This is a genomic window from Paracoccus sp. ME4 (genome assembly GCF_046736325.1).
Taxonomy (GTDB): domain Bacteria; phylum Pseudomonadota; class Alphaproteobacteria; order Rhodobacterales; family Rhodobacteraceae; genus Paracoccus.
In genome coordinates this window covers 349,712-373,659 of sequence record NZ_CP151277.1, presented here as the reverse complement: position 1 = coordinate 373,659, position 23,948 = coordinate 349,712, and the positions used below count along the sequence as shown (strand labels likewise).

29 protein-coding genes are annotated in these 23,948 nt (G+C 64.1%); 13 read left to right on the top strand and 16 right to left on the bottom strand.

The window, feature by feature from the left end:
• Nucleotides 1-49 precede the first annotated feature (49 nt).
• The 4 genes from AACG61_RS17390 (at nt 50) to AACG61_RS17375 (ending at nt 3,867) form a co-directional block, all read left to right on the top strand.
• Complete coding sequence (locus AACG61_RS17390) at nt 50-2,482, top strand: hypothetical protein (RefSeq protein WP_411839656.1); 2,433 nt, start codon at nt 50-52, stop codon at nt 2,480-2,482.
• 19 nt (nt 2,483-2,501) lie between these two features.
• Entirely contained in the window at nt 2,502-2,768 is a 267-nt protein-coding gene (locus tag AACG61_RS17385) for a hypothetical protein (RefSeq protein ID WP_411839655.1), read from the top strand.
• 59 nt (nt 2,769-2,827) lie between these two features.
• Nucleotides 2,828-3,394: a hypothetical protein gene (locus AACG61_RS17380; protein ID WP_411839654.1), complete on the top strand. Its 567-nt coding sequence runs from the start codon at nt 2,828-2,830 to the stop codon at nt 3,392-3,394.
• 128 nt (nt 3,395-3,522) lie between these two features.
• Complete coding sequence (locus AACG61_RS17375; RefSeq protein WP_411839653.1) at nt 3,523-3,867, top strand: hypothetical protein; 345 nt, start codon at nt 3,523-3,525, stop codon at nt 3,865-3,867.
• Nucleotides 3,868-3,984: 117 nt separating this feature from the next.
• Here AACG61_RS17375 and AACG61_RS17370 read toward each other — a convergent pair whose 3' ends face one another.
• Complete coding sequence (locus tag AACG61_RS17370) at nt 3,985-4,455, bottom strand: DUF192 domain-containing protein (RefSeq protein ID WP_411840128.1); 471 nt, start codon at nt 4,453-4,455, stop codon at nt 3,985-3,987.
• A 35-nt stretch (nt 4,456-4,490) separates the two neighbouring features.
• Nucleotides 4,491-5,768: an ATP-dependent RecD-like DNA helicase gene (locus AACG61_RS17365; protein ID WP_411839652.1), complete on the bottom strand. Its 1,278-nt coding sequence runs from the start codon at nt 5,766-5,768 to the stop codon at nt 4,491-4,493.
• A gap of 101 nt (nt 5,769-5,869) precedes the next feature.
• On the opposite strand from AACG61_RS17365, the gene tmk reads away from it, so the two are divergent.
• The 6 genes from tmk (at nt 5,870) to AACG61_RS17335 (ending at nt 10,433) form a co-directional block, all read left to right on the top strand.
• Nucleotides 5,870-6,508: a dTMP kinase gene (gene tmk / locus AACG61_RS17360; RefSeq protein ID WP_411839651.1), complete on the top strand. Its 639-nt coding sequence runs from the start codon at nt 5,870-5,872 to the stop codon at nt 6,506-6,508.
• A gap of 100 nt (nt 6,509-6,608) precedes the next feature.
• Complete coding sequence (locus AACG61_RS17355; RefSeq protein WP_411839650.1) at nt 6,609-7,178, top strand: hypothetical protein; 570 nt, start codon at nt 6,609-6,611, stop codon at nt 7,176-7,178.
• 101 nt (nt 7,179-7,279) lie between these two features.
• On the top strand, nt 7,280-8,005 hold the full coding sequence (locus tag AACG61_RS17350; protein ID WP_411839649.1) for a hypothetical protein: 726 nt from the start codon (nt 7,280-7,282) through the stop codon (nt 8,003-8,005).
• Between the two features lie 168 nt (nt 8,006-8,173).
• A complete protein-coding gene (locus AACG61_RS17345; RefSeq protein ID WP_411839648.1) occupies nt 8,174-8,902 on the top strand; it encodes a hypothetical protein in 729 nt (242 codons plus the stop codon).
• Nucleotides 8,903-8,991: 89 nt separating this feature from the next.
• Nucleotides 8,992-9,636 carry an N-6 DNA methylase gene (locus tag AACG61_RS17340; RefSeq protein WP_411839647.1) on the top strand — a complete coding sequence of 215 codons (645 nt, stop codon included), beginning with the start codon at nt 8,992-8,994 and terminating at the stop codon, nt 9,634-9,636.
• Nucleotides 9,637-9,788: 152 nt separating this feature from the next.
• On the top strand, nt 9,789-10,433 hold the full coding sequence (locus tag AACG61_RS17335; RefSeq protein WP_411839646.1) for a hypothetical protein: 645 nt from the start codon (nt 9,789-9,791) through the stop codon (nt 10,431-10,433).
• Between the two features lie 57 nt (nt 10,434-10,490).
• Here the strand turns inward: AACG61_RS17335 and AACG61_RS17330 are convergent, their stop codons facing one another.
• The 4 genes from AACG61_RS17330 to AACG61_RS17315 form a co-directional block, all read right to left on the bottom strand.
• Entirely contained in the window at nt 10,491-10,853 is a 363-nt protein-coding gene (locus AACG61_RS17330; protein ID WP_411839645.1) for a hypothetical protein, read from the bottom strand.
• Between the two features lie 2 nt (nt 10,854-10,855).
• Nucleotides 10,856-11,104 (bottom strand): hypothetical protein, encoded by a 249-nt coding sequence (locus AACG61_RS17325; protein WP_411839644.1) that lies wholly within the window; start codon nt 11,102-11,104, stop codon nt 10,856-10,858.
• A gap of 13 nt (nt 11,105-11,117) precedes the next feature.
• A complete protein-coding gene (locus AACG61_RS17320; protein WP_411839643.1) occupies nt 11,118-11,438 on the bottom strand; it encodes a hypothetical protein in 321 nt (106 codons plus the stop codon).
• A gap of 65 nt (nt 11,439-11,503) precedes the next feature.
• Entirely contained in the window at nt 11,504-11,905 is a 402-nt protein-coding gene (locus AACG61_RS17315) for a hypothetical protein (protein ID WP_411839642.1), read from the bottom strand.
• Nucleotides 11,906-12,019: 114 nt separating this feature from the next.
• Here AACG61_RS17315 and AACG61_RS17310 point away from each other — a divergent pair, with 114 nt between their 5' ends.
• Together AACG61_RS17310 and AACG61_RS17305 are read left to right on the top strand one after the other, a co-directional pair.
• Nucleotides 12,020-12,739 (top strand): hypothetical protein, encoded by a 720-nt coding sequence (locus tag AACG61_RS17310; protein ID WP_411839641.1) that lies wholly within the window; start codon nt 12,020-12,022, stop codon nt 12,737-12,739.
• The gene (locus AACG61_RS17305; RefSeq protein WP_411839640.1) at nt 12,730-13,371 is read left to right on the top strand and encodes a hypothetical protein; all 642 of its coding nucleotides are present in this window, start codon (nt 12,730-12,732) and stop codon (nt 13,369-13,371) included. The genes AACG61_RS17310 and AACG61_RS17305 overlap by 10 nt, the downstream gene beginning before the upstream one ends.
• A 37-nt stretch (nt 13,372-13,408) precedes the next feature.
• Here AACG61_RS17305 and AACG61_RS17300 read toward each other — a convergent pair whose 3' ends face one another.
• The 5 genes from AACG61_RS17300 to AACG61_RS17280 form a co-directional block, all read right to left on the bottom strand.
• Nucleotides 13,409-14,023: a 3'-5' exoribonuclease domain-containing protein gene (locus tag AACG61_RS17300; RefSeq protein ID WP_411839639.1), complete on the bottom strand. Its 615-nt coding sequence runs from the start codon at nt 14,021-14,023 to the stop codon at nt 13,409-13,411.
• Nucleotides 14,024-14,034: 11 nt separating this feature from the next.
• A complete protein-coding gene (locus AACG61_RS17295) occupies nt 14,035-15,150 on the bottom strand; it encodes a hypothetical protein (protein WP_411839638.1) in 1,116 nt (371 codons plus the stop codon).
• Between the two features lie 28 nt (nt 15,151-15,178).
• Nucleotides 15,179-16,591 carry a hypothetical protein gene (locus AACG61_RS17290; protein ID WP_411839637.1) on the bottom strand — a complete coding sequence of 471 codons (1,413 nt, stop codon included), beginning with the start codon at nt 16,589-16,591 and terminating at the stop codon, nt 15,179-15,181.
• Nucleotides 16,588-18,036 (bottom strand): hypothetical protein, encoded by a 1,449-nt coding sequence (locus AACG61_RS17285; protein WP_411839636.1) that lies wholly within the window; start codon nt 18,034-18,036, stop codon nt 16,588-16,590. Before AACG61_RS17285 ends, AACG61_RS17290 begins: the two co-directional genes overlap by 4 nt.
• A gap of 91 nt (nt 18,037-18,127) precedes the next feature.
• Nucleotides 18,128-18,922: a hypothetical protein gene (locus tag AACG61_RS17280; protein WP_411839635.1), complete on the bottom strand. Its 795-nt coding sequence runs from the start codon at nt 18,920-18,922 to the stop codon at nt 18,128-18,130.
• 71 nt (nt 18,923-18,993) lie between these two features.
• On the opposite strand from AACG61_RS17280, the gene AACG61_RS17275 reads away from it, so the two are divergent.
• Entirely contained in the window at nt 18,994-19,875 is an 882-nt protein-coding gene (locus tag AACG61_RS17275) for a hypothetical protein (protein ID WP_411839634.1), read from the top strand.
• Nucleotides 19,876-19,881: 6 nt separating this feature from the next.
• Here the strand turns inward: AACG61_RS17275 and AACG61_RS17270 are convergent, their stop codons facing one another.
• The 5 genes from AACG61_RS17270 to AACG61_RS17250 all read right to left on the bottom strand — a co-directional run bounded on the left by AACG61_RS17270 (nt 19,882) and on the right by AACG61_RS17250 (nt 23,832).
• Nucleotides 19,882-20,595: a hypothetical protein gene (locus AACG61_RS17270; RefSeq protein ID WP_411839633.1), complete on the bottom strand. Its 714-nt coding sequence runs from the start codon at nt 20,593-20,595 to the stop codon at nt 19,882-19,884.
• A 182-nt stretch (nt 20,596-20,777) separates the two neighbouring features.
• Complete coding sequence (locus tag AACG61_RS17265) at nt 20,778-21,593, bottom strand: hypothetical protein (protein WP_411839632.1); 816 nt, start codon at nt 21,591-21,593, stop codon at nt 20,778-20,780.
• 79 nt (nt 21,594-21,672) lie between these two features.
• Nucleotides 21,673-22,113 carry a hypothetical protein gene (locus AACG61_RS17260; protein WP_411839631.1) on the bottom strand — a complete coding sequence of 147 codons (441 nt, stop codon included), beginning with the start codon at nt 22,111-22,113 and terminating at the stop codon, nt 21,673-21,675.
• Between the two features lie 14 nt (nt 22,114-22,127).
• Nucleotides 22,128-23,090 carry a hypothetical protein gene (locus AACG61_RS17255; protein ID WP_411839630.1) on the bottom strand — a complete coding sequence of 321 codons (963 nt, stop codon included), beginning with the start codon at nt 23,088-23,090 and terminating at the stop codon, nt 22,128-22,130.
• Nucleotides 23,035-23,832, bottom strand: a complete 798-nt coding sequence (locus AACG61_RS17250) for a hypothetical protein (protein ID WP_411839629.1) — start codon at nt 23,830-23,832, stop codon at nt 23,035-23,037. The genes AACG61_RS17255 and AACG61_RS17250 overlap by 56 nt, the downstream gene beginning before the upstream one ends.
• Nucleotides 23,833-23,948: the final 116 nt, after the last annotated feature.

Genomic DNA, 23,948 nt, shown 5'->3' with positions numbered 1-23,948 from the left:
TGATTTCCCGTTCTTGTCGCATTATGCGAATAACAGAAAATGGTGGATCATGAACGACGCAGTGCCTGTCAATCCCAGGATGCTCATGGATCGGGAACCCCAGGTCTGGACGCACTATACGCACGTCCGGACCTTGGCGGAGAAATACGGGGTGCCCTCGCACCTCATCGACCCGATCCAGAAGCGCTATGCCACCGCCTACAACCGATCCGGTCTCTACGTCACCCGCAAGGATGAGATCGAGGGCATCCGGAGGGCGGTCCTGCTGGACCCCCTCTGGTCCCCGAACCCGGGCACATTCACGCTGTTCGTGGTGGCCGCAGATGGCCGCCTCGGATCGCGCGTATTCCCGGAGGATCACTTCGGCGGGCGCTATCCGAGCATCATGGAGCTTCTGGGCGCCCAACCCGATGACCGTTCGGAAAGTTCGTCACGCGTGACCCTCGAGCTGAACCGGTTCTCCACGGACTACAAGCTTGCTCCCCTTTCCGTCCTTCACAGGCTCTCCACCGGAGTCGTCATGGGCGACGATGATGAGGTGAGGCTGGCGGACCCATTCACCGACGAGATTGCCTACGATCGGACAAATGGCGGAACCCAGACGCAGAAGGAGCGGGAGAAATCCATGCGTCGGCTCTCCGCGACGCTGAGGAGCATGGCCAGACACCGTGTGTTCAACAGCCATGGTCTGGCCTGCCACGCGATCATGGACGCGCTGGATCCGGAGATAGCCCGGATCATGCGATCCTCCCAATGCACCTCCACGCCTGATGCGCTCTGGCTGTCGGGCGAGTTGAGGAGGGCGCGTCCCGAGGACATCTCGTCCCAGGCGGACAGGCGATCGCTCTACCGTCGCCAGGCCTGCAGAGCCTATCCGATCCTGACCAGGCACATGATCCAAACGGGCATGCTCAACCAGAAGATCGACACCGGGGCGCCACTTGCACTGGCCATATCGAGGGATCTCGACCTCAGTGACCGTGAGGTCCGCATTCTGAACGGACTCAGCTGGCAGAAGGTCCAGAGCAAGCCTCATCTGAGCATCGAAACGATCGAAATGGTTGCGAAGACAGGCCCATACCTTGCGAAGCTCAGCCGGAAGGGCTTCGGGCATGGGGATGCCGTGGCGACCCTTTCCGATCGGCTGGATCTCGACGCCAGGGAAGTGATCGGGAAGATCGCCGGGCTGCTGAATGGCAAGGGGCCTGATGTTACGCGCTCGGTCAACCGTGTCGCGGACACCGTGGACATGCTGCAATACGTGGTTCGGCACCTCCACATCCCGGCCGCGATGATCGCGCTCAAGCGCCATGAGAAGCCCGCCTCGGACCGGACCCTTTCGGTTCTCCCGCGACAGAAGGTTCTCTTGGTTGCCATGGAGCCGCACACCGGGACGCTCGAAAAAGAGATCATGGGAGAGCTTTTTTCCGGTATCGGCCTGAAGGACCTGCTGGTCAGGTCTGATCGCTGGCACCGCAGCCTCGCATCCCACGAAGACAGACTCGCACAGTTCCGCGAAGATACGGCCTGGAGCGCCATGCTCCCGCATCAGGATCTGGGGGGCGGGATCATTGCGCGTGAGCTTACCAGCTCGGACGAGCTTACCCGGCAGGGCCGCAATGAGCAGCATTGCGTCGGCGGCTACAGCTCGAGCGTGACATCCTCGCGCCGGGAGAGGTTCACGCAGATCTGGTCCATCGAGCGTGATGGTGCGATCATCGGGACGTTCGAGCTTTGCGGCCGCATCCAGCAGATGTCGGATGGTTCCGAGGAGGTCACCTGCAGATCAGCGCAACTGCGCGGCCGTGGAAACTCCGGGGTGGAACCGGACTGCACGGCCGCCACCACGGCGCTGATGAGACGTGTCGAGCATGCGGGTGCCGCCGCGGTCCAGACCTGGCTCCACGGCGTCAACCGGGCGGGGAGGAAGAAGGATTCGATGCGCGCCCTTCCGGAATACCTCAGGAAAACCGGTTACGACCTCTGGGAGGAGGGCAGGTTCGAGAAGGCCTGGAACGAGCTTTCCGTCTACCTGCCTCGGGCGACCCGCAAGGCTGGCCCGGAAGGCTTGATAGCGTCGATGGCCGGACGGCTGGAGATGCCCCATGACAAGGTCATTGTGACCGCTCCCGACTATCACCGCCGGCTCGACTTCAGCTACCGGTCCGGCGGGACATTCGAATTCCAGATGCCCGAAAATCCCACCTGCGATGACGTTGAAGTCGCCAGGGTGATCCGGGAAAACCCTATGGGCCTCATTCCCTTCTGGGATATGGCAGACGCGCAGATCGAGGCGGGCATGGCCGGTGTCAGAATGCGCGCGACGCATCCCTGGCAGCTTTGCGAGCCTCTTGCGGCCCATATTCGCGGACATGTCGAAGCCCTCGGCGCGAATGACCCGGACGCAAGACCCTCACGCGCCGAGCATGAGACACTGCGGTCTTTCGAGGAGCTGGAGCCTGTCGATGCATTGCCCTTCTGATCAGACGTTTCGCGTCCACGTGGGCGGCGAATACCGGCATGCGGCCAGCCATGGCGCCGTGGCATCCTCTCCGATCGGCCTCCTTCTGAACGCCGAGGATGTCGCTGCCGTTCGTATCCAGGGCAGCCTTCCGGTGAGGATACGCGCCACATACAGCGTCGAGCTCGATCTGATCCTCGATCGGGAGGACGGGACGGAACAGCTCTGCCTCGTGACGCCCGGTTACCGGATCCGCCCGGACCAGGCTTCCGTGGCAGCCATCATACTCGCGTTCGGATTGGACTGATGGGAGGACGCGTGGATACCTTTGCGAACAACGGTTCGCATGTCGCTTCATTCCCGGACATGGCAGATGCCCTGCGTTATGTCGTCGGAAACCGTCTCGGCCCGGACTGGGCCACGCCGGCGCTTCCGGAAAACCCCACGGATGAGGACCGCCACCTGCTTGCCGCATATCTCTGCCACCGCGCGCTTCGTCCGCAATGGCGCCACGTCCAGTTCGACATGCTCATGCGGGGCGCGATCCGATGCCTGCCGGATCAGGACTGGCACGGATTGGAGGCCCCCTCCGTTCTGGCGATGCGCCAGATGTTCGAGGCCGCAGGGATGGATGGTTGGATTGCCGTTTCGGGTCATGTCGAAGGTCGCAGGGACGTCTCCGAACATGCCTGGCTCCAGCACCCGGACGGGCGCATCCTCGATGCGTTCCCGCCATTCGGGCACATGGACCCCTATGTCTTCATCGCGGGTGAGGCTCCGGAGGATCACGGCTACCGGGCAACCGGGATCGTGGACCCGGCCTGTCTGTCGGTCGCGCTCGCCTGTGAGGAAGGCGATGTGCTTGCGTCCGTTTCGCCGACGCCACGCAGGCACACCGAATGTGAGAAGGTGGCAGATATTGGTGTATTTTAGTTTGCGAATAATTATTATATGAACTATTATGATGCCATAATTTCTGTCGGTGATTGATTTCCGAGTGCCGTTTACCCCCTCTCCGTGGCCGTTAGGCCCGATCTCCATCAAGGTGCCGGATACTCGTGATGAACATTGCAACTGCCGAACGCTGCGAACGTGCCCTCGAACTTCATGTCGGGGCCACGGGCCGGGCGAATTTCACAGCCATCGAACTCCATGAGATTCTCGGATCCGAAACGTCGGCCGAGGGCATGGAGCTGATCGGTGCCCTGGTCGATAGCGGGCGCCTGCAGGCACGCGCCATCTACGTGGACATGCAAGGATGCCTCCACGAATTCGGCGCCGACGCCTATGCGTCAGCGATTGCCGCAAACGGATTCACGGATCCGCTGAATGGCATGCATGTCGAGGGCTGCATCGAGCTGTCGCCGTTCTGGGCCTATGTCCCTGACGCCGACCCCTCGGTCTGAACGAAGGCAGCCGCGACCTTCTTCATGCTTCGGCTGTCCGGCTGGCCCGCTGCGCGGCACCGCGCCGATTCAGAGCCGGAGCGTTCTGCCCGACGACAGAGACTATGAGCGAGTCGTTCACGTCGGGGAGCGTTCGCCTTCGGCGCAATCGAAGCCGAGCTGTGTTCCCGGGGACAGATCGGCAAACCGACCGGGGGCCGTCTCGACCGCGGCGATGATCGGGCCCGACGGGGTGATGAGATCGACCGATCCGGGCCTGGCCGATCGATGCACCTCCAGGACCGCCCCGCCCGGCGCAACGAAGATCAGATCAAGCGGGAACGCAACGCCGTTCATCCAGAAATCCGGCAGCACCGGCTCGGGGAAGATGAAAACCATCCCCCCATCCGCCGCAAGAGCGTCGCGGTCCCGGAGTCCGCGCTCCTGATCAGCAGCGCTGAGCGCCAGCTCGGCCAGGATGTAATCTCCCGAATGGCTTGCGACCCGCATGCGCTCGCAATGCTCATATTGCTCCAGCCTGGCATCGATGGCATGGCCACCCCGCAGATGCGTGGTGATGCCGATGGCAGCGGAGCCGGCCATCAGCATGATGCCCAAGGCGAAGCGGAAGGTCCCTGCGCGGATCATCCCGGCACCGGGCTTGCGTCCTGTTCCGTCTCGCGCATGAATCCGCGGACACGCTCGTCGATGATCAGATGCTCGGGGCGGATTTCGGCAGCGAGGCTGAGGCCGCGCAGAGAGGTTGCGCGGCTCAATGCCACATATGCCTGCCCCGCCTCGAAGATGCCCCTTGGATCGACATGCAGACGGTCGAGCGACATGCCCTGCGATCGGTGGATCGTGATGGCCCAGCCCGGCATCAGCGGCAGCTGCCGATACGCTCCGAGCGTGTTCTTCTGGATTCCGTCGGGGCCAAGATCGTAGGAGACGTTCTCCCAAAGGGCCTGGACGACGCGCACCTGGCGTCCGTCATCGAGGTTCACCGTCGCCACCGGCTTGCCGTCCTCGGCGCGACTGCAGCTGACCAGCACGCCGGTGGACCCATTGACATAGCCCTGCTGGGGATTGTTGGCGCAGATGATGATGCGCGAACCCGGCTTCAGGCGCAGGACGGTCGGAACCCGCATGTTGCGGTCGCTGAAGTTGTTGCGGACCTCGCCTTCGATCTTGTAGTGGCCGCCCGGCAGGCGTGCCATCGCGTCCGCATTGATGACATCCGCAGCCCGGTTCGTGGCGACGAGGTATGTCGCAGCCTGGTCCGGCGCGCCGATGCGGGAATTGATGTAATCCAGATCCGGGACCTCCCCGGATCGCATGACGTTCAGCCAGGCGGCGAACTCGCGGTCGGATGCCTGCCGATGGACCGTGGTCAGTTCGTGCCGGCACAATCCTGCCCAGTGGCGGGACTGGAAGGCGTATTGGCTTCCCTCGCCGTAGAGCTCCTCGATCACCCTCATCTCCGCCTCCGGGAGAACCGGCGGAAGCTGGGCAAAATCGCCCACAACGATCAGCTGATACCCGGCGAATGGCCCGAAACCCTTGGCCGATCCGAAGAGCCGGTCGCGGATCGCCTGGAAGTGGTCGATGCGCGCCATGGAGATCTCCTCGATGATGAAGGTCTTCGTGGCCTTGATCTTCTGCTTGAGCCGCTCCGGAACCCGCGTCTTGTGGGGCATGTGGATGTCGATGCCCAAGCTGAAGAAGCTGTGGAGCGTCTGGCCGCCGATCAGCTGGGCGGCGGCGCCCGTCGAGGCCAGGCGGGCGATGGATTTCCCGGACCTGCGACGCACGAATTCATTGACCAGGGCCGTCTTCCCGGTGCCGGCCCCACCGGTCAGGAACACGGACTCGCCGCGCTCCATGGCATCGAGAGCCAGGTTCTGATCTTCGCTCAGCTTCATCAGATATTCCGATTTTCACATATTGGCAGGAGACTACTTTGCGAGTAATATTTATTCAACACACTATTTCGCACCTCCTCCTCCTGATCGGATTATGCCTCATGTTCATCACACTCGAAGGCGGCGATGGATGCGGAAAGTCCACGCAGGCCCGTCTGTTGGCGGAGACGCTGCGCAGTGCGGGTCACGAGGTGGTTCTGACCCGTGAACCCGGAGGATCGCCGGGTGCGGAGAGGATCCGCTCCCTGGTCCTTCAGGACGACACGCTGTCTCCCGAAAGCACCCTGCTGCTGTTCACGGCCGCACGGCGCGACCATGTCGAGAACACCATCCGCCCTGCCCTTGCCGCAGGCAAGATCGTCATTTGCGATCGCTACGTGGACAGTTCCCGCGTCTACCAGGGCCTGGACAATCCGGTGGCCCGCAGCCGCATCGATGCCCTGCATCAGCTGATGATCGCGCTCGACCCGGACCTGACCCTGATCTTCGACATCGACGGCGACACGGCGGATGCCCGGCGCACGATCCGCGACAAGGCCTCCGACAGGTTCGAAGTCAGGCCCCGCGAGTTCCATGATGGTGTCCGGGCCGGCTTCAGGGCGATCGTCGCGGAACATCCCGGACGCTGCCGCCTGCTCGATGCCGGCAGGTCCATCCGGGAAGTGAGCGATATGGTCCTGGCAAGCCTGCCTGAGACCCTCCTTGCCCCGTTGCTTGCGGATCTTCCGCAACCGGGCTGATCCGCCCGCCCCGCCCCTCACTCCCTTCCCATCACCATGTCAGGATTGTCCAATGTCCCAACTCCGTGCAGTGCGCCTCCATCGCGAAGAGGAGGGCTTCATGCGCTCCATCATCGGGCAGGCCCGCGGCGAATTCCGTGACTTCGAGGAAAAGGCCATGCCGCTCGCGACGGCGTTGATGCCGATCGGTCCGGCCGCATTGCGCCAGGTGATGATCAGGCTCATCGCCTTCCACGTCGCCGACCCGGCCACGCTCGTGCGTTTCATCGTTCCGCGTCATGTCGCGATCATGCAGAACTATGGATACAGCCCCGAGGAGGATCCCGCGCGCAGCGAGGGGACGTCCATCTTCTGGCTGCTCCACGCGATGAACCCTTCCCTTCAGGCCATGGAGGTCGCATTCGGCCCCGGGATCCTGGAGTCGCTCGAACCGAGCGTCCATTCCGTCTATGCGATCCGCTGCTTCCTGCGCATGCAGGCGCTTCTGATGGACATCGACCAGGTCGGGAAGATCATCGAGATTCACGAGCTCTATCTGCAGAACATCCCCGAGGACCTTCTGCCCGTCTCCGGATGCGGACGGATCGACGTCGAGAACTTCGAGCCCGTCGCTGGCAATCTCGATGATGATGAGATTGCTGGCGCCGCGCGCCGCCGGCTGAGCTCGTGATCCGATCGGCCCGTCGCGTATTGCGACGGGCCGATATTGAACGCCAATCTTTCATTCAGACATTCGCATCCCACGGTGCCAGAATCCCGAAGGCCAGATCCATGTCCAATTCCATCAGACTGCTGATCACCCGCCTGCTGCGCAGGATCGGAAACATCTTCACCGGGAACCGGCCCGCGCCGGCAGCCCTTGGCAATACCGAGGACCGGTCCGCGTCCCCGTGGCCCACCGTGGCCCCCCAGCCGGCGCCCGAAGTCGTTCTCGCCGCGTCTGCGGTTGCAGATGTCGGCTCCGATGATGCGCAAGCTTCCAGCTTCGAGCCGGGGGCGAACGATATGCCGGCAGCGGAGCCTGTGCCCGAACTCAGCGCCCGTGAGACGGTCGTGCCGGCCATCTCCGCGCGTCCCGCGGACCAGTTCCCGGAGGTGCGGGATGCCTTGGGGTCGCTGAAGGGGGCGGAGTTCGAGATGCCCGTTGCAGTGGCGGCGACACCCCCGGTCGTCGAGCCTCGCAAGGCCCGTAGCCGCAAATCGGTCGCAGCTTCGATCCCCGAGGAGCAGTCTCTGAAGCCGGCGCGCAAGTCCCGCTCCAGGAAGGCCGCCGAGGTCGTTCCGCAGGACGGATCCGATCCCGTCGCCGCGCCCAAGCCCGCACGGCGCAAGCCCCGTTCCGAAGTGGCTCCGGTGGCGGACACGACCCCGCTCGAGGCTCAGGCTCCTTCCGTGTCGAAATCGGCGGCCCGCAAGCCACGCGCCAAGCCTGCCACGGCACCGGCATCCGGAAAGCCGAGGGCGGCACGCAAGCCGAAAGTCACTCCCGGCGAGTAACCGGTCGACATCGGAGAGCCATGGGCCGCCCTGCATCGGGCGGCCTTTCGCATTTTATGGTCCGAAAGGCCTTGTTGAGATTGCGAATAATGGAGTTAGCATGTAGCCTGAGGTCATGATGGATCATCCGCCTTTCCTGGCGGTAAACAAGAAGGCGAAGACGGGCATATGACGGAGAACAGCAACGCGGTCACGGTGCTCGAGCTTTTCGATACCGCATCCGAGCTTCGCCGCTCCGCGCGCAGGAGCGGGGTGGAGCGCCTGCTGGCCAAACTGGGGCATGTCGCCGAAGCCGGGGATGCGGAGGAGTTTCTGGCACGCTCGGAGGCCTTCCTGGCCTGGCACTCGGCCTGCACCCGTGAATCCGCGGAGCTGGTCTACATCCATTTCAGCGAGGGGCTGGAGAGGCTCGGTCTGAAGGACAGCCCGATGACGCCGGCCTTCAGCGACATGCTCACCCATATGGGTCAGCAGCGGTTCGCGGATCTCTCCGCGGAGCATGCCTATGTCCGTCGTGCGCAGGCGGCGGCGATGACCGCTGCCTGCCCGTCCGAGATGGTCGAGATCGGCAAGCGCATGGTGGACGAGGGCCTCGCAGGTTACCTGCGGCGCTATGATGAGATCGAGGCGCGCACCAATGCGTCGCGCGCCTTCTTCACGGACGTGCCGGAAGAGGATCACCCGGCCATCGCGGCGGTGGCCGAGATCGGCACCGCCATCACCATGATGGCGATGGCGCAGGCCACGAAGGATCTCAAGAATCGCAAGGATCTCATCGTCGGACATCCGGATGGTCAGATCGTGAACGAGCTGATGGAGCGATCCGAGGAGCTGGCCGTCATGAAGGTCGAGGAGGCCAACCTGATCCTCGGCGTCGAGCCCGCCTCGGTGAACTGAAACCGCCCGGAGGCGCCCACGCCTCCGGCATCCACAGGCATGCCTGCCGACCGCGTGATTGTCCATTCCCGAACCGAAGGATGACGCGGATGACCCTTTCACGCCCTGCCCGAGACCTGCAGAAACTCCTCGAACGCATCGCGCCCTACCGGGGGCGGGACGAGGTGTTCCGGGACCTGATGTTCATCTGGGCCGCGTCGCTGCGGCTTCCGGTCGATACGGACCCCGCCCTCGCGCGCGAGCGCCAGGCCGCCCTCTCCCGCTTCAAGGAGTCCGACCGCAGGACGATCGGCATGGGGCTGGATCTGCTCATCGAGGCCCTCGAGGAGGGACCCCAGGACGTCCTGGGGCCGATCTACATGGACCTGGGGCTGGGCAGCAAGGAGCTGGGGCAGTTCTTCACCCCGAACCCGCTGACCAGGCTCATGGCCGAACTGGTGGCTCCGGAGGATTCCAACGATGGGCCGAGAGCCATCTCGGACCCTGCATGCGGCTCGGGCGGCACCTTCCTGGCCGAGGCCGCGCGGCACATCGAGGCCGGCCGCAATCCTGCCATGCGGATGGCCGTTCACGGCATCGACGTGAGCCGCACCGCGATCCTCATGTGCTACATCCAGCTGACGCTGTGGAACATTCCGGCCGAACTGGTGGTCGGCAATGCGATCACGCTTGAGGTCCGGGAGATCTGGCGGACCCCCTCCCTGATCCGTCCTGAGCTCCGCCTCGCATCCTGATGCAATCCGTTCGCGCTCGGGCCGCAAGTGGCAAAGGCGCGAACGGTCGTTGCAAAATTGCCACCGATACCTCTGATTTCGCATATTCAAGGGTCGCGCTCCGCGTGCGGATCGTTATGATGCGAAATGCGAAAACGCAAAAGAGGAAGACCATGAAGAAACTGATTGCCCCGCTGCTTGCCTTGGCCCTTGCCGCGCCCGCTCTGGCGTTCGCCGCTCCGGCGGACGAGACGAACGTGACCGCGGGGCTGGAAACCGGCTTCGTGGATCTGCAGAACGGCCGCCAGGACTACAACGGTGTCCGCACCGAGATCGACGGCGTGAGGAACGCATTGCGTTATGAAGCCCGTTTCGCCGTCGGCAATGCCGGCGACACCACCGCCAAGACCGCGGATCTGTCCGTCGGGAAGCTGGCCTACGGCGACATCGTCGGTCCCAAGGTCCGCTACCTGCATCTCGACAACGGTCCCCGCGTCGAAGCGCTGGCGCTGGGCGGGGTCGGGCTCTACGCGCGGCCGCAGCCCAACGTGGTGGTCTGGTCGGATGCGCTGATCGGCGACAACGCCTTCTCCACCCGCATCGGCGGCGAGCTGGGCGTCATGCCGAAGCTGTCGCTGCTGGGCGAGGTCGAGGCACTGTCGATCGACGACGAGGTATCGGCCATCGCCATGGTCGGCGCGCGCTATGACATCGACCGGGTCGGCAGCCTGGACTTCAAGGTCCGCCATTACGACGAGGGGCTGGACGACGGCGTCAAGGGCACGGTCGGTTCCGTGGGTCTGTCGATCAGCTTCTGATCGGCAGAACGTGCGAATAATGGAAAGGGCGGTCGCATTGACCGCCCTTTGATCTTTTCATACCGCGGGTCCCGGTTCCTGGTCCTCGAGAAGCCGGATGTCGCCGGGATGCCAGTTCTCGAGCCCGGCCTTCTCGTCCGGATCCATTGGGAAGCGCCGCACGTTCTCGTAATCCTCCGGGTTCGGCCATTCCGGATTGATCTCGATGAAATCGAGATCACGTTCCGGCGCCTCGATCTCCAGGATCACCGGATCCTCCAGCTCTCCGTCCCAGCCGTTTCTGGCGGCATAGCTCTCAGCATCGCCGAGATCGGTATAGACGTAGACCCCGAACCCATCGTCGCCCCAGCCGCCCGCGATCCCGTCGCGGAGAATTGCCTTTACGTTCTCGCGATTGGTAACGTGGTAGAAGGTGGCCAAGATCAGGGTCCTTCCGGAGCAGGGCAATCGTCGACGATGCTGTAGCCGTTGAACGACCACTGGAAATCTTCCAGCGCCGCGTCCAGATCGGACATGTCCAGATCATCCGGTGCGTCGTAGAGTGCGACATGCCCATCAGTGATTTCCACCGGCTCGAGGCGGGTCTCGCCCACATCGATGGTAAGGTCGAGGGCGTCGAGCGTGACCACCTCGCCTTCGGACTCGTTGTCGAAGTCGATACGCAGCTTCATGGCAGCATTCCTCTCAGGGCGCGGGAGTGTCGTTATCGGGTTTCAGCTCGTCCAGGAGACCGTCCTCGGTCCAGCCCATGCCCAGCAGCACTGAGACCTGGGCGGTCTGACCGTGATTGTTCACATGCGATGCCTGACGATCGGCAAGGTCGTGAGACTCGTTATGATCCGCATTTTCGGAGTTCACCGCGGAGCTGGCCTGCTCGGAAAAGGCATCATAGACCAGCATGTCCAGGTCGGACTGATCCAGGTCCGGCACCCGGGTCAGCAGGTCGGTCGCGGCCGTCTCGAATTGCTTCATCTTTCCATCCAGATCCGCAAAAGGCATACTCATGATCATGACTCCCTGTTATTCGCACATGCCAAAGTAGCGTCGGCTATGGAAAATCCGAAGCCTGATCAGACCGCTGCGATCCCGTCTTCGCCTTGGCGGATCATCGCGGCCAGAGTGGCGAAAAGCAAAGCGGCCGCCATGTCAGGCTGATCCTGCGCGGCGCCGCCGATCGCGTAGCTCACCACCATCCCGTCCCCGTCGCGCAGGTGAGGATGCAGCAGGTTGCAATCCCACATGCCGGTGGCGCGGTTCTGCCCGAGATGACCGACGAGCCAGCCTTGGCCCAATGAGCCGAAGAGCAGGTATGCGCATGCTACGGACCCCTCGGCAGCCGAGCAGATCCACTCGGCCTGGTCCGAATAGCCCTCCTCCCCGGGCGACTGGGGAAAGACCTTCGCGCAGAGCTCCAGCAGATCCTCCGGGTGATGGCGGTCGCAGAGCATGGCCAGGATGTCGTCGGGTTTCATCTCGAGTCTCCATATATCCATTAAATATTTCGCACATATGCCGTCGCCGGGCAATGCGATATTGATTTTTCGCACATTCTCAGATACGCCTCACATCCAACAGGAGGCCGGATCATGATCCCGTATACCGCCATCGACACCGTCTGGCATGTCGGCACTCTGGAGCTCTCGGACCGCTCGGACAGGCGCTCCCTGGAGGGCAACCTGCTCTCCGTCTCGCAGCATCCGGACACCTGGTCGGACATCGCCCGCTGCGCCGGTGTCACCTGGGAGCTCGAGCGCGAGGGGGCGCTCTGGCTCGATGCGCTGGCCCTGTCCGATGCACAGGAGGCGGAGATCCGCGCCTGGGCGATCGCGGAAGGCTTCGCCCGTGAGGCCACCATCTACCGGGTCTGGCACTTCGACGGCGAGGCTGACGACTGGGGCTACTTCGAGTTCGACACTGAGAAGCGCGCCCTCAAGGAGCTCGACGACCCGGAGGAATGGGATAGTGTCGAGATCCCCTCCGAGAGCGGGGAGCAGCTGGACCGAATTGCCGGGGTGGTGCTCACCGATGCCGGGATGGAGGCGGTCGGTCGCTGGGCCGATGTGACCCATGCCGGTGATGCGCTGCTGATGATCTGGGCAGAGCGTGTCCTCAAGCCCGGGAACGCGGACCTTATGGGCGTATGGTGGTATGAGGATGACAATCCGCTCAGCCTCTCCTGCCCGCGCGGCGGGGTCTTCACGGACCGGCTGTGCGAGTTCGACATCAACGATGAGCGCGGCAACGAGCCGCCAAAGAGTTTTCTCCGGATGCATGCCGGCACCGAGGAGGATATGCCATGCCCATGAAGAAGAGCGACTTGCTGCGCCACGGAGCGGAGGCCATGCAAAGAAGCGCCGGCATCCTCGAACTGGTCGACAACCTGGCCGATGCGGGCATCCGGACCTTTCCATCCTTCAGCGCTGGCGGGCGCCTGTTAAGCCTGCGTTTCGGCGAGGACCCGTCCCGAACCCTCACGCAGGGCCGGCTCTTTCGTGAGATCGGTGCCCGCCCGCCCTATCGGAGCGTCACCAACCACGACCCGGTCCTCATGGAACTCGAGGAATCCATCAGGGCCGGCCGACCCCAGCCACGTCTCCTCGATGAGGCCGGCGAGGTGCTCATCGGCCACGACCGCGCTCCCGACACCATGTCCACGGTCCTGTCCAACAACATGTCCGAGGCACGCCTCGGACCGGCCGTCCTGGACGGCTGGTCGACCAGGGGTCGCGAAGCGCTCCTGGAGGCGGCACGTCAGCATGTCGACGACCCGGACGCATGGGAGGCGATCGACGCGATGCCGGAGGCGCACGGGAATGCCGCGCTGCGCTGGATCTGCCGCGGCATGCCGGCCGGTGCGGCCATCCGCCGTCAGGAGGCGCGTGTGGCGGAGATGGCCTCCGCCCGTCCGGTTGCCGGCGAAGGCAGCCCCGCGCCGTAAACCCGGAAATGAACGGTCGGGGTCTGGCCCCGGCGGGTCACATCTCGCAGCAGAGCTGGCGCGAGGGTTCCGGCAGCTCCAGGTCCCGTGCCGGATCGAACCGCTCGAATTCCATGCCGAAGGCGGCGAAGGCCCTCTTGCCCCACCGCGCGTCGACGAGGGCGTGATGGGCGTTTGCCTTGTCCTGGGAGGGCGGCTTGATGCCGGTCAGGTCCTGCAGGACGCGGAAGTCCATGCAATGCCGCGGCAGACCGTCCGGAATGTCCAGCATACGTCCGAAGAGATGCGAGAAGGCCAGGAAGTCGTATGAGGCATAGTGCGCCCAGAGCGATGGCGCCTTGCCGCCCTCGAGCATGAAGTCTCGGACGCGGGCGCCGATCTCACCATGCGGCAGGATGCGCTCGTCATCCGGCGCCGTCCGCAGGAAGGTCTTCTCCATCACATGGGCCTCCATCCAGTCGTCGACCAGATGCCCGCCGCGGTCCGGGAAGTCGGCGTTCTCGAGATAGAGCTCCCTGCCGTCTGCGCGCACCAGCCCGATCGAGATCAGCTCGACGGAGGTGCCGGTGTCGACGAACTCGGTGTCGAAGGAGATTAGCATCCTGTCCCTGAGCGGGCCGGACATGATGGATTCCAGAAGCGGATCGTGCATGACGTTCTCTTTCACAGTTCCGGGCCGGCCAGGTCGGTGACCGGATCCGCCGTGATCCGGTTGGTGAGGCGGTAGCCGACCCGTTCCAGGGAGACGGCATGGCGTTCGGGGAACTCGAGCGTCCGGTCCCGGCCCATCTCGATCAGCGCGACCGACATGATCCGTGACGCCTCACGGATCGGATCGACCCTCCTGTCCATGCTCGGGTTCTCACCGGTATGTCGGAAGAAGTCCGCGAAAAGCCCTCGCACCGGATCCTCCGGCAGGTCGGCCGGATCGAAGCCTTCCTCCACCTCGGGTTCAAGGTGAGGCGCAAGGCCGAGAGACCAGATGATGGGTTCTTCCGAAGGGCTTACGAACCGGAACCCCATCGCCGCGAGCTCACGATTTTCCTCAGCTGCCACATGGCCGCCCCGGGTCTCGGCCAGGCGCGCGGCGACCCGCCTGCGCAGGATAGAGGCCTGCCCCTCATCAGTCTCGAGCTCCGCCCAGCGCCGGTAGGTCTCCGCGGCCTCCGCAGGATCGGTGCGCGGCCAGGGCGCCACGGGCGCGAAACGCAGCTCCGCCTCGTGCAGCCTGCGTCGGATCACAAGCTCCTCCTCCCGATCCGAAATGCGGTAGCCGAAGCGTCTCGCGATGCGATCGAAATGCGGCTTCGGCCCCGGGTCGAAGAAGGCGTCGTAGGCTTGGCGTGACGGCAGGTCATGAAGAGCACGGCCGCGTTCCGTGGCCGGATCGAGATCCGCATCCCAACGCCTGAGCAGGACGCCGGCGCGCCGGGATCCGATGGCCTCCGAAACCTCGGCGGGCGTGTCCGGCACCAGCGCCCTGACCGGACGTTCGTTCCGGTCCAGCTCGAAGCGCCCGTCCTCATTCCAGCCCAGGATCTCGGTGCCGGCATTGTTGCCGTCGCGGATGTGGAACTCGTGCTCGCGACCGTCGATGAGGATGGTTCCATTGAAATCGATGTTCAGGGCGTTGATCTCATCGAGCGAGCAGATCTCCACGCCATCCCCGCTCGACCTCTCACCGGACCAGGCCAGCTCGACGATGCGCTGAAGGACATCTTCCCGGACCGCTTCGGGAACGTCACGCCAGAAGGCATCTTCGGGTTTTCTCAAAGTCATTTTCGGGGATCCTTCAAGGTGGCGGAGGTCACGGCGCGGGCGCATCGGGTTCGGGCGCCTCGACAGGGAGGCGCCGCATGGTCATCACCATGTGCGGGTCGCAGCCGAGATCGAGTTCCTGCTCCAATAGCACGAACCACAGGTCCTGGTGGGCATTTCCGCAGGCCCGATCGAGCGCTGCCAGGCCGGACTCGTAGCGGGTCGTGGAATAGCGGTTTGGCACATAGAGGTGGTGCCGCCCGGCGGGCAGGTCGATGATGGTCGCATCATGCAGTGCCGCATCGATGTCGGCGGCGGCCAGCGCCGCGTCGCCGCCGCAGGCCGCCAGGATGCGCTCCTCCATCTGCGCGCGGGAGCCGCCGATGATGTAGGACCGATCCATGCGGATGACGTGGCCGAGAATGTCCGGGTAGCGCGACTGCATGTCCTCGATGACATCCCAGTCGTAATCGTCCTCGACCTCTGCCTTCGTCAGGTAGTCGGACATGGCCGCATGCTCTGCGGGGCTGATACGCTTCTCTGCCAAGGCCGAGAGCATCCTATCGGCCTTGTGGCGCCAGTCATGATCGACCGCAGCGCTCAGGATGCCGTCCTCACCCGCCACCGTCACCCTGGTGTCGCCGGCCAGCACATGGAAGAGCCCCAGCGTCTGCAGGTAGTAGCTGCAGCGGGCCATCATCTGTGCACCCTCGTTGATGTAGAGCGGGTCGTTGCGCAGGACCTTGTCGGCCAGGGCGCTGAAATGCGTCCCGTCCAGATGAAGGCTGTTGAAGAAGGCGAAGTCACCGCCTGGATGGTCGATCTCGTAATGGTAGATCGCCGCGTTCGTGCCGGATTTCACCGAAGCGGTCTCCGGGAAGGCGAAATGCGCCGGATCCGTCCCGATCCGGATGAAGCCCAGCGCCTCGGTCCTGGCGTCACGATCGCTGATGGTCATCGATCGGTCCGGTCGGCGCGCGAGCACGCCCATGACGATCCCGATCGCCGCCTCTGCGGGGGTATCCGGCTGGTGGAGCGGGATGACATGCTGTGCGATCCGGTTCTCGCCATAGAGCAGCGGGAGCCCGGTCCAGTATGAGCTCGTCTCCGGGTCCGCCAGGAAGCGCTCCAGGTGCGGAACGAGGGACAGGACGTCCTCGGATGGGTTCTCTGTCGCGCGGATCTTCTTCAGCAACTCCAACTGGGCCCGGTGCCCGTTGCAGGCGGCCCGGGCCGGGGCGATGCCCTCGCCGTCGACAAGCGCCTGCAGATAGGCCAGGCGAGCCGAATGCGGCACGATGTCCGACTGCGCCGGAATCCGCAGCCCCTGCCCCATGCGATGGGACATGAGGAGCGCACAGAAGGCGTCGTCACCGAGAAGGGCCGTGACCGGGCTCTGCTCGGGATCCTTCGCCGCGAGGACGGCGCGCGCGCGGTCCTCGATCCTGCCCATCTCCGTCACAGCCCCGGCCCCTCGATCGACTGCTCCGCCTCGCGATCGAAGATCGCATCGGGCCGCGTCCAGCGCTCCTCGTCCAAAAGCGCCGGATCCACCGAGAGCTCGCGATCGGCGATGATGAACATGTCCTCGAACCAGTCGTGCATCTGCACGTCCGGGCTTTTGAACTTCTCGGGGAACTTCTCCAGTCGATGACCGGTCGCCATGTAGACGTGGAGCGTCTGCCCCGGCTCGAAGTCGAGAACCGCGACATCATTCTCGGTGACATAGGCATCGAGCAGGGCGCCGGCCGCGTCACGGTCGGTCACGTAGTCCGGCACCGGGCGATCACGGTCGCCGATGCCGCCATTGGCCTCGATGACCTTTCCGCCCGCCACGATGATGTCGATCAGGATCTCCCGGTCCGCGAAGGTGACGTCCCAAAGATCGCAGCAGACCCGGCCGGCCACCTCCGGCATCGCGGAGGTGTTCGCCTCGAAGTTGCCGTCTTCCTTCTCGATCCAGAGATCCTCGTGATCCTCGTCGAGATGGCCGATGCGGAGCAGGCCTTCCTCGCGGATGACCTGGGGCACGCAGTTGGTGGTGTGGATCCGCATCAGGCCGAGGCGCTCGTAATGGTCCTTCGTGCGGAGGTCGATCCCCTGGTCGCTGTTGATGCTCTTGCGGCTGAACTCGTTTTCGTCCTGGATTCCTTCGTTGAAACCCGGAATGCGGAACCAGTCCGCCATGAGGATGCGGCCGGACGGCGCGGCGATCTCGACATGGCGGATCGCGCGAGGCTCGATCCAGGGTTCGAGAGGCTCGAAGCGGGTCTGCGTGCCCAGCTTGCGATCGCCCCAGATCATCTTGCCCAGGACCGGCGCCAGGAGACGGCCATCCTGCCAATGCAGCCGGTCATCCGTCTTGTGGCAGGTGATGTCGCTCGTGCTGAAGAAGGGCTTTTGTCCGGACCCGGTCAGGAGACCTCCGGCGGCAGCGGCCTCGGCGATCGGTCGGATATGCTCCTCGCCCATCGGCATCAGCGCCTTGGGCCCGACCCGTTCCTTTTCATACGAGCCCGCGTGGCGATCAAGCCCGGCCGCCTCGCGAAGGTCACTCACCACATCCATCATGCCGCTGAGGATGCCCCAGCTCAGCGCTCGCGGGATCGGACAGGCTGCAAGCGAATGCAGCCGATGCTCCAGCACCGCGCCCGTTTCCACGAAGTGGTTCCATGCCTTGGCTTCGTTGATGCCACGACCATCCGCATTCGGAATGGCCTTCAGGATGCCCTCCGCGCGGAGATCGGTGAGGATTCCAAGAAGAGCGGTTCTGAAGGTGGGATCATCCTCACTGAAGGGAACGGCATCCTTCATCCCCGCGTCGGTGCCCATTTCCGCGATGCTGGTAGGAGCAGACCAGGCGTTCCGCCGCTCGCCGCGTTCCTGCCTTTCCAGCGCCTCGCGCATGCCGGCTTCGATGATGTCGGCATTCAGGTGGCGGCGGATGATGTCCGGGTCGAAGGCCGGCTCTCGGAGTTTCTGCATGGTGTGCTTTCTGTCAGAAGCCCGGGCCGTCGTTCGGCTCGGTGATGATTTCGGGGTTCTCGATGACCACCGTGAAAGGCATCATCGACGCCCAGAGCCGCACCTTCTCCGGAGCGCAGGGCAGCGAGGCCAGCTGGTCGAGCGCGTCACGATCATCCGGATCGACCCCTTCCGGCAGGAGTCGAAGCGGCATCTTCCATTCAAGGGGCATACCCTCGACATGGACCGGGATGATGCTGGACTGGCTTTCCATATCGGCCTCGGGCGTGAAGGTGATTTCGAGCATGGGCTCATCCGGATCCCAGCCGAAGGGGCTCCACTTCACGGCATCGTTCCGGTTCCAGTGCTCCACAGCCACCATTACGTCCTCGACGAAGATGCTCCCGTCCATCGGGCTGTAGCCGGGCGTGAATTCGTTGTCCTGGGCAAGTGCCGTAATGGCCATCTCCATGGCCTGGTCCTGACCTTCCAAGCCTGCGAGCGCGGATACCAGGAGGGCTTCATCAACACTGGCGGAAACCAGGTCGAGATCCTGGCGGTATGTCAGGTTTACGGTCAGCAGCTTCCCCGATCGCGGTCCGGACAGCCATTGAGCAGCAATCTTGTATTCCATGTCTTTCAGACACTGCTCCACGGCATCCGACGCGTAGGTCTCCGGGATTACCAGCACCATGCGCCCAATGCCCAGATAAGCGTCGACCGTCATGCCAGCGCGCAGGAATTCGGTCATCAACTCACGCCGGACCTCTTCTGCGTCGTCCCCGGACAGATCGTTTGCGAGCAGGTAGTAACGGGACTTGTCGGTCATTCTGGCCCTCACTCTTTCATTCAAGTGATGCTAAGCTGACTATGCGAAATACTGTAGGACGAAAGACAATCATGGCGGACAAAATCTACATCGAGGTCGGCAGTGGGGATCCCGCCCATCGCTACGAGAACGCCCGGTTGCAGTTCTTCCTGTCGCGCCACATGGAAGAGATGGTGGGCATCCCGTTCCTTGAGGTCCGGGACCTCGAGGACCACATCGTCTTCGGGGCCCGCTCACATATGGGCATGCGCCATGACGGGCCCGGCATCCTGGGCGACATGGATCCTTCGATCTGGGGCGAAGACGTGGTGCGGCGGCTCTCCGGACGGGAATACCACATCCTGCCCGCCCAGGATGCCATCCGCTACGCGCAGGATCTCCACCATGCCGGCAAGGGCCTGCAGGTGGTCGACCCGACCGACCCGGAGCATCGCTACCGGGTGCTGGGCAGGATGCGCAGCGCCGAGGGGTGCGAGAGGGAGGTCCAGCATGTGCTCGGGTCGAACTTCCGCACCGGAAAGGCGGTCATCCTCGACGGTCAGGCTGCCGGCGCGCAGGCTGAGCGGCGCTTCATCTTCGTGGATGGCGAGCTGGTCACGGATACCCCGACCGATTTCGGACTCTCGACCTGGCATGAGGATGGCCATGGCATGGATTGGGATGCGGTCATGCTCGAGAACCACCGGCTGATCACCACCGGCGATCCGGGCATCACCCGCGCCGAGCGGGCACTGGCCTGGGAGATCGGGGTCGGGCTGGAGGCCTTCACCGGCTGCCTGGATGTTGCGATCGCTGCGAACGGCAATCCCGTCATGACCGCGGCACACCGGGCCCATGCCGGGGACTACAGCCTCTATGGCGCGGATCTACGCGCGCTGGCCGAGGCGAGCCATCGGCATGTCCTGAAGATCGAGGCCGCCATGGAAGCGGGTGACGCGCCGGACGGCCCTTAGGGCCGTTCAGGGCTGCGGCTCATCTTCCGTGAGGCTTCGCATCGCCTCGAGGCTCGGCGCGGACCAGCGCACGAGTTGATGATCCCGACGCCCCGTCGTCAGCGCGAAGCCGCGGGACAGGTAGAAGTCCCGGGATCCCGGCCCATCCGCATCCGTGTAGAGGGTGAGGTCGAGCGCATCGCAAAGCCGGAAGACCTCCTTCAGCCATGTCGTGCCGGCACCCTCGCCCGGTCTCTCGGCGGAAAAATCGGTCAGCACAAGCGCGGGATAGTCGACGCCTGGCGCATGAGGGTTGCGATAGGCGCGCATCTCCGCTGTGAGCGGAAGATCGGTCGTATAGGCCGCCATATGGGCGATGACCACGGCGGTGGCCCGGGCCGGATCCTCCTCCGCGTCGAGATCGAGGAACGGATCATCCAGATCGATCAGCCCAGCCCGCATCCTGCAAACCGGCCCGACTTTGTCTTCAGGCGCCTGCCGCTCGATGATCTTGATGGCCTTCTCGTAGCGAACGACGCGCGGCTGGTTGTGGCCCAGCCTCGAGACGATGTCATCCGCCGTGGCCCGATCCATCTTCCAGACCAGGGAGACATCGGTCGCGGTCCAGAAGTTGCCCTTTCCGGCGTATGGAGGAGTAATGCGTGCGAGCATCTTCCCGGTGTTGCGAGGGGATCTGCAGAGCACCGCATAGTGCCGGTCGGAAGTTTCACGCTCGGGCATGGCTGGTCCTTTCTGAGGCGACTGGATCATGGGGACGGACCCGGATCATGAACCTCCCCCTCCAAGCTACGGCGTTGGAGGGGGAGGTTCATATGAAGGCCCGCGGATGAATGCAGGAGATATCCATTGAGGGACATCACGCCTGTCGCCAGATTCCCCATCGTCCCTTGTCCCTTGTCCCTTCAGAAGCCGGGCCCGTCATCCGGCTCGGCCGGCTTCCGCCCGAAGATGCTCAGGTTCCGCGCCTCGTTCAGCTCGCGAACAGCGCCTTTCAGCTCGTCGCTGACCTGGAGATTGCGATACCCGGTGACATGGCAGTCGAGCATGCTCGGTTCCATAGTGTTCTCGAGGTCGTGCCGCAGGGCGACCAGCGACACCGCAGCCAGGCCGTGATCGTCGATCAGCACATGCCATTCGTGGCCGCTGACCTCGCCCGATTTCTGCAGATCCTCCTGCTGCCGCTTCCAGTAATGCGCGATCGCGGTCTCGCCCAGCATCGATGCCAGTTCCGCTTTATCCACGGAATCCACCTGATGCCAGTTGCCCTGATCGGTTTCGAGAACCGGCGTGTCGAAGGTCTCGCGGACCGCCCGGAGACGTGTATCTGCCCGCTCGCGCGCAAGCGCGTTGAGCCCGTCCGCAAAGTCGGCCAGCGCGAAGCGGCGGCCGTCATGCATGGCCAGCCCGTTCGGGCCGACGACCCCGCCGACCGCGTGAAGGCTGGCATTCACGTATTTGTTCGTCAGCAGCGCCTCCATGCGGGCCTCCGCATCATCCCCAGCGGGGCGGATGGCGTTCAGCAGCTGATGGGTGACAATATCGCCGGCCTCATCCAAGAGGGACCGGATCCGGGTGGCGGTTTCCTGCTCCGCCTGCAGGTTCGTCGCGTTTTCTTCACGGCTGCGCGTCATGTCCATCGTCCTTCCATTGTCGGTCTTGAGATGGAGGGCCTCCTCGGCCCAATGCAGGATGGTGCCATCGTCCGGCTTGATCCGCACGAGGGGCGCCTAGTCCATATGTGTGGTCTTCGGCTTGTCGCCCTCGGCAAGGCGGCCACGTGCGCCTCGCCTCCCGGCTTCACGGCTCCATCCCCTCGGAGGGCGCGTCGGCCAGGCCGTCCGCGATGATCTGTTCGAGGCTGCGGTCCGTCCCGCGCGAGGCGCGCGCCTGATAGATCAGGCTTTCGAGCGCCTCGTCCTGCCCGACCAGGTAGTCGTTATCAGTCTGGGCCGCAGCAACATGATCGCGGATGTCCGCCTCGTCGCGCAGGCCGAATTCCCGGATCGCCTCGGCGACGCAGCGCTCCTCCCAGGTCTGCAGGTTGGCTGCGGTCCGCACGACCTCCAGCTGACCGGTCGGCATCGGCACGGCCTGTTCGAGCTTCTCGAGCGCCCCACCCAGAAATGTCTCCATGCCGGAGTTGATCACGCCGTTCTGCTGGAGCAGTCTGCGGACCGCGTCCATGGCGGCATCCAGTTCGGGCTTGCTCAGGACGGGCTGGTATTTCATGTCGGACATGAAATTTCCTTTCATCAGAAATTGGGGCTGTGATCGTCATGGGGACGCGGCTCGTCCGCCTCCCCGTCCAGCACGAGATCGGAGAATTCTGCCTCGAGCGCAGACCGGACATCAGGATCCGCGATTGCGGCGGCCGGCGCGGTCACGAGATCCCCGACGCGGGCCTCGTCGCCGAAGACGTGCTGTGCGAAACGGAGGCTGGAACGTGTCACGAACCGGGGGTTCGGCTCGGCATCTGCGGATACCTGCGCGCCGATCACCAGGACGGTTTCCCCGTCGGCCGTCTCGATGACGCGCTCGATCCGCTCGCAATGCGTCATCGCCTCCTGCCCATCCATGACGCGAAACTTCAGGCTGCCCAGCGCAGGCCCAAGCCATTCGTCGCCCGGCTCCAGCAGGATCACGGGGTCTTCCTGCGGATTCCCAGAAAAATCGGTATCCGAGAAGAAACCCAGCCCGATCGGGCTCCTTGCGTTCACGAAACTGCCCTCACTGACATTCTCGATCGCAAAGAGCCTGCGCGCGGCCGCGAACTGCATGCGGGACAGGAGGTGGATTCCGGGATCCTCGTCCGGATGACGGCTGAAGGCCATGACGAAGCGGTTGTCCGAAGTCGGTCTGGTCATGACGATCTTGCGCGGATCCTTCTCGGCGGCATCCAGCGCGGCCTGGGCCTCCCGGTTCAGGATGGACACCTCCTTGCGGAAGGCGGAGATCGGCCTCTCGCCGATGTTCATGACCCCGCCCTGGACCATCGGCAGCGTCCCGACATAGCCGGTCATGTTGTAGTAGAGCTCGCCCCGCGGCTGGCCATTCACCAGCACCGCGTAGCGGGGATGGCGTTCCATCATGTGCCGGCCGGGCGCTTCCTGGAGGCTGATGCGATGTTTGCGAGGCTGCATGGTGAAATCCTTTGTTGAATCAGACGCCCGGAACCGGCTCGGCCTCGGCCTCGGCCTTGAGCTCGTGCCGGACACGCTCGGCGCCCGAAAAATCCTGGATCGACAGCGCGTCCCAGTCCTTCAGTTCGCTTTCAACCCGGTAGCGCAGCATGTTGCGGACCCAGGCCGCGTCCTCGTCGTCCTCGATCTCACCGCCGGCGAGACGCGTCCTGAGTGCGGCGAGGCCGCGATCCAGTTCTGCCGGATCTTCGGAATAGCAGAGGACCCGATCATGGCGCTGGCTGGTCGCGAGAAGATACGAGCCCGGTAGCGGCTCGCGATCATCCCCGTCGAATTCCGGATCGGGCCGACCGGCAAGCCGGTTTGCCCCCTGCGACAGCGGGCACTTCTGGCCGCGATGGATATGGAACATGTCGACGATGCGATCGACGCGGGTGTCGCCGATTTCACTGCGTCCACGTCCGAACGAGGCGTGCGAGATGAGGCTCTGGACCATCTCGCCGAGGCGGGCGTCGCTCGCCGTCGCCGCATGGGTGAGCATGTCCCGCTTCTCGGCCTCTTGGGGCATCTCCTCGGGGAGCCTGACGAGGGACGGGTCAAGCCGGGCGGCGAGCTCCGGAATGACCCGGAACAGGGCCCATTCGTCATAGCTGTAGATCGGCTCCGCGCTGAAGTGGCCGGTTCCGCGCAGCTCTCGTGCCAGCCCGACCAGCCACTGCGCCATCTCCGGATTGGTCCGGGGCACGGTCAGCTCGTCGCGGACTTCCTTCATCTGCGCCTGGCTGCGCGGCGAGATCATCTTGCGGAAATCGACCATGTCATAGCCTCGTGATCTGTTCAGGCAACAATCCAGCAATAATGCGAAAATAACAAACGATATACTATGGTCCGAAGTCGATATCCTCGTCGGAATCCCCCAGAAACACACTTGGC

Coding starts and splice junctions, on each gene's coding strand:
- AACG61_RS17390 (WP_411839656.1), top strand. CDS start 50: ATGAACGACGCAGTGCCTGTCAATCCCAGGATGCTCATGGATCGGGAA.
- AACG61_RS17380 (WP_411839654.1), top strand. CDS start 2,828: ATGGCAGATGCCCTGCGTTATGTCGTCGGAAACCGTCTCGGCCCGGAC.
- AACG61_RS17375 (WP_411839653.1), top strand. CDS start 3,523: ATGAACATTGCAACTGCCGAACGCTGCGAACGTGCCCTCGAACTTCAT.
- AACG61_RS17370 (WP_411840128.1), bottom strand. CDS start 4,455: ATGCTGATGGCCGGCTCCGCTGCCATCGGCATCACCACGCATCTGCGG.
- AACG61_RS17365 (WP_411839652.1), bottom strand. CDS start 5,768: ATGAAGCTGAGCGAAGATCAGAACCTGGCTCTCGATGCCATGGAGCGC.
- tmk (WP_411839651.1), top strand. CDS start 5,870: ATGTTCATCACACTCGAAGGCGGCGATGGATGCGGAAAGTCCACGCAG.
- AACG61_RS17355 (WP_411839650.1), top strand. CDS start 6,609: ATGCGCTCCATCATCGGGCAGGCCCGCGGCGAATTCCGTGACTTCGAG.
- AACG61_RS17350 (WP_411839649.1), top strand. CDS start 7,280: ATGTCCAATTCCATCAGACTGCTGATCACCCGCCTGCTGCGCAGGATC.
- AACG61_RS17345 (WP_411839648.1), top strand. CDS start 8,174: ATGACGGAGAACAGCAACGCGGTCACGGTGCTCGAGCTTTTCGATACC.
- AACG61_RS17340 (WP_411839647.1), top strand. CDS start 8,992: ATGACCCTTTCACGCCCTGCCCGAGACCTGCAGAAACTCCTCGAACGC.
- AACG61_RS17335 (WP_411839646.1), top strand. CDS start 9,789: ATGAAGAAACTGATTGCCCCGCTGCTTGCCTTGGCCCTTGCCGCGCCC.
- AACG61_RS17325 (WP_411839644.1), bottom strand. CDS start 11,104: ATGAAGCTGCGTATCGACTTCGACAACGAGTCCGAAGGCGAGGTGGTC.
- AACG61_RS17320 (WP_411839643.1), bottom strand. CDS start 11,438: ATGAGTATGCCTTTTGCGGATCTGGATGGAAAGATGAAGCAATTCGAG.
- AACG61_RS17315 (WP_411839642.1), bottom strand. CDS start 11,905: ATGAAACCCGACGACATCCTGGCCATGCTCTGCGACCGCCATCACCCG.
- AACG61_RS17310 (WP_411839641.1), top strand. CDS start 12,020: ATGATCCCGTATACCGCCATCGACACCGTCTGGCATGTCGGCACTCTG.
- AACG61_RS17305 (WP_411839640.1), top strand. CDS start 12,730: ATGCCCATGAAGAAGAGCGACTTGCTGCGCCACGGAGCGGAGGCCATG.
- AACG61_RS17300 (WP_411839639.1), bottom strand. CDS start 14,023: ATGCACGATCCGCTTCTGGAATCCATCATGTCCGGCCCGCTCAGGGAC.
- AACG61_RS17295 (WP_411839638.1), bottom strand. CDS start 15,150: ATGACTTTGAGAAAACCCGAAGATGCCTTCTGGCGTGACGTTCCCGAA.
- AACG61_RS17285 (WP_411839636.1), bottom strand. CDS start 18,036: ATGCGCGAGGCGCTGGAAAGGCAGGAACGCGGCGAGCGGCGGAACGCC.
- AACG61_RS17280 (WP_411839635.1), bottom strand. CDS start 18,922: ATGACCGACAAGTCCCGTTACTACCTGCTCGCAAACGATCTGTCCGGG.
- AACG61_RS17275 (WP_411839634.1), top strand. CDS start 18,994: ATGGCGGACAAAATCTACATCGAGGTCGGCAGTGGGGATCCCGCCCAT.
- AACG61_RS17270 (WP_411839633.1), bottom strand. CDS start 20,595: ATGCCCGAGCGTGAAACTTCCGACCGGCACTATGCGGTGCTCTGCAGA.
- AACG61_RS17260 (WP_411839631.1), bottom strand. CDS start 22,113: ATGTCCGACATGAAATACCAGCCCGTCCTGAGCAAGCCCGAACTGGAT.
- AACG61_RS17250 (WP_411839629.1), bottom strand. CDS start 23,832: ATGGTCGATTTCCGCAAGATGATCTCGCCGCGCAGCCAGGCGCAGATG.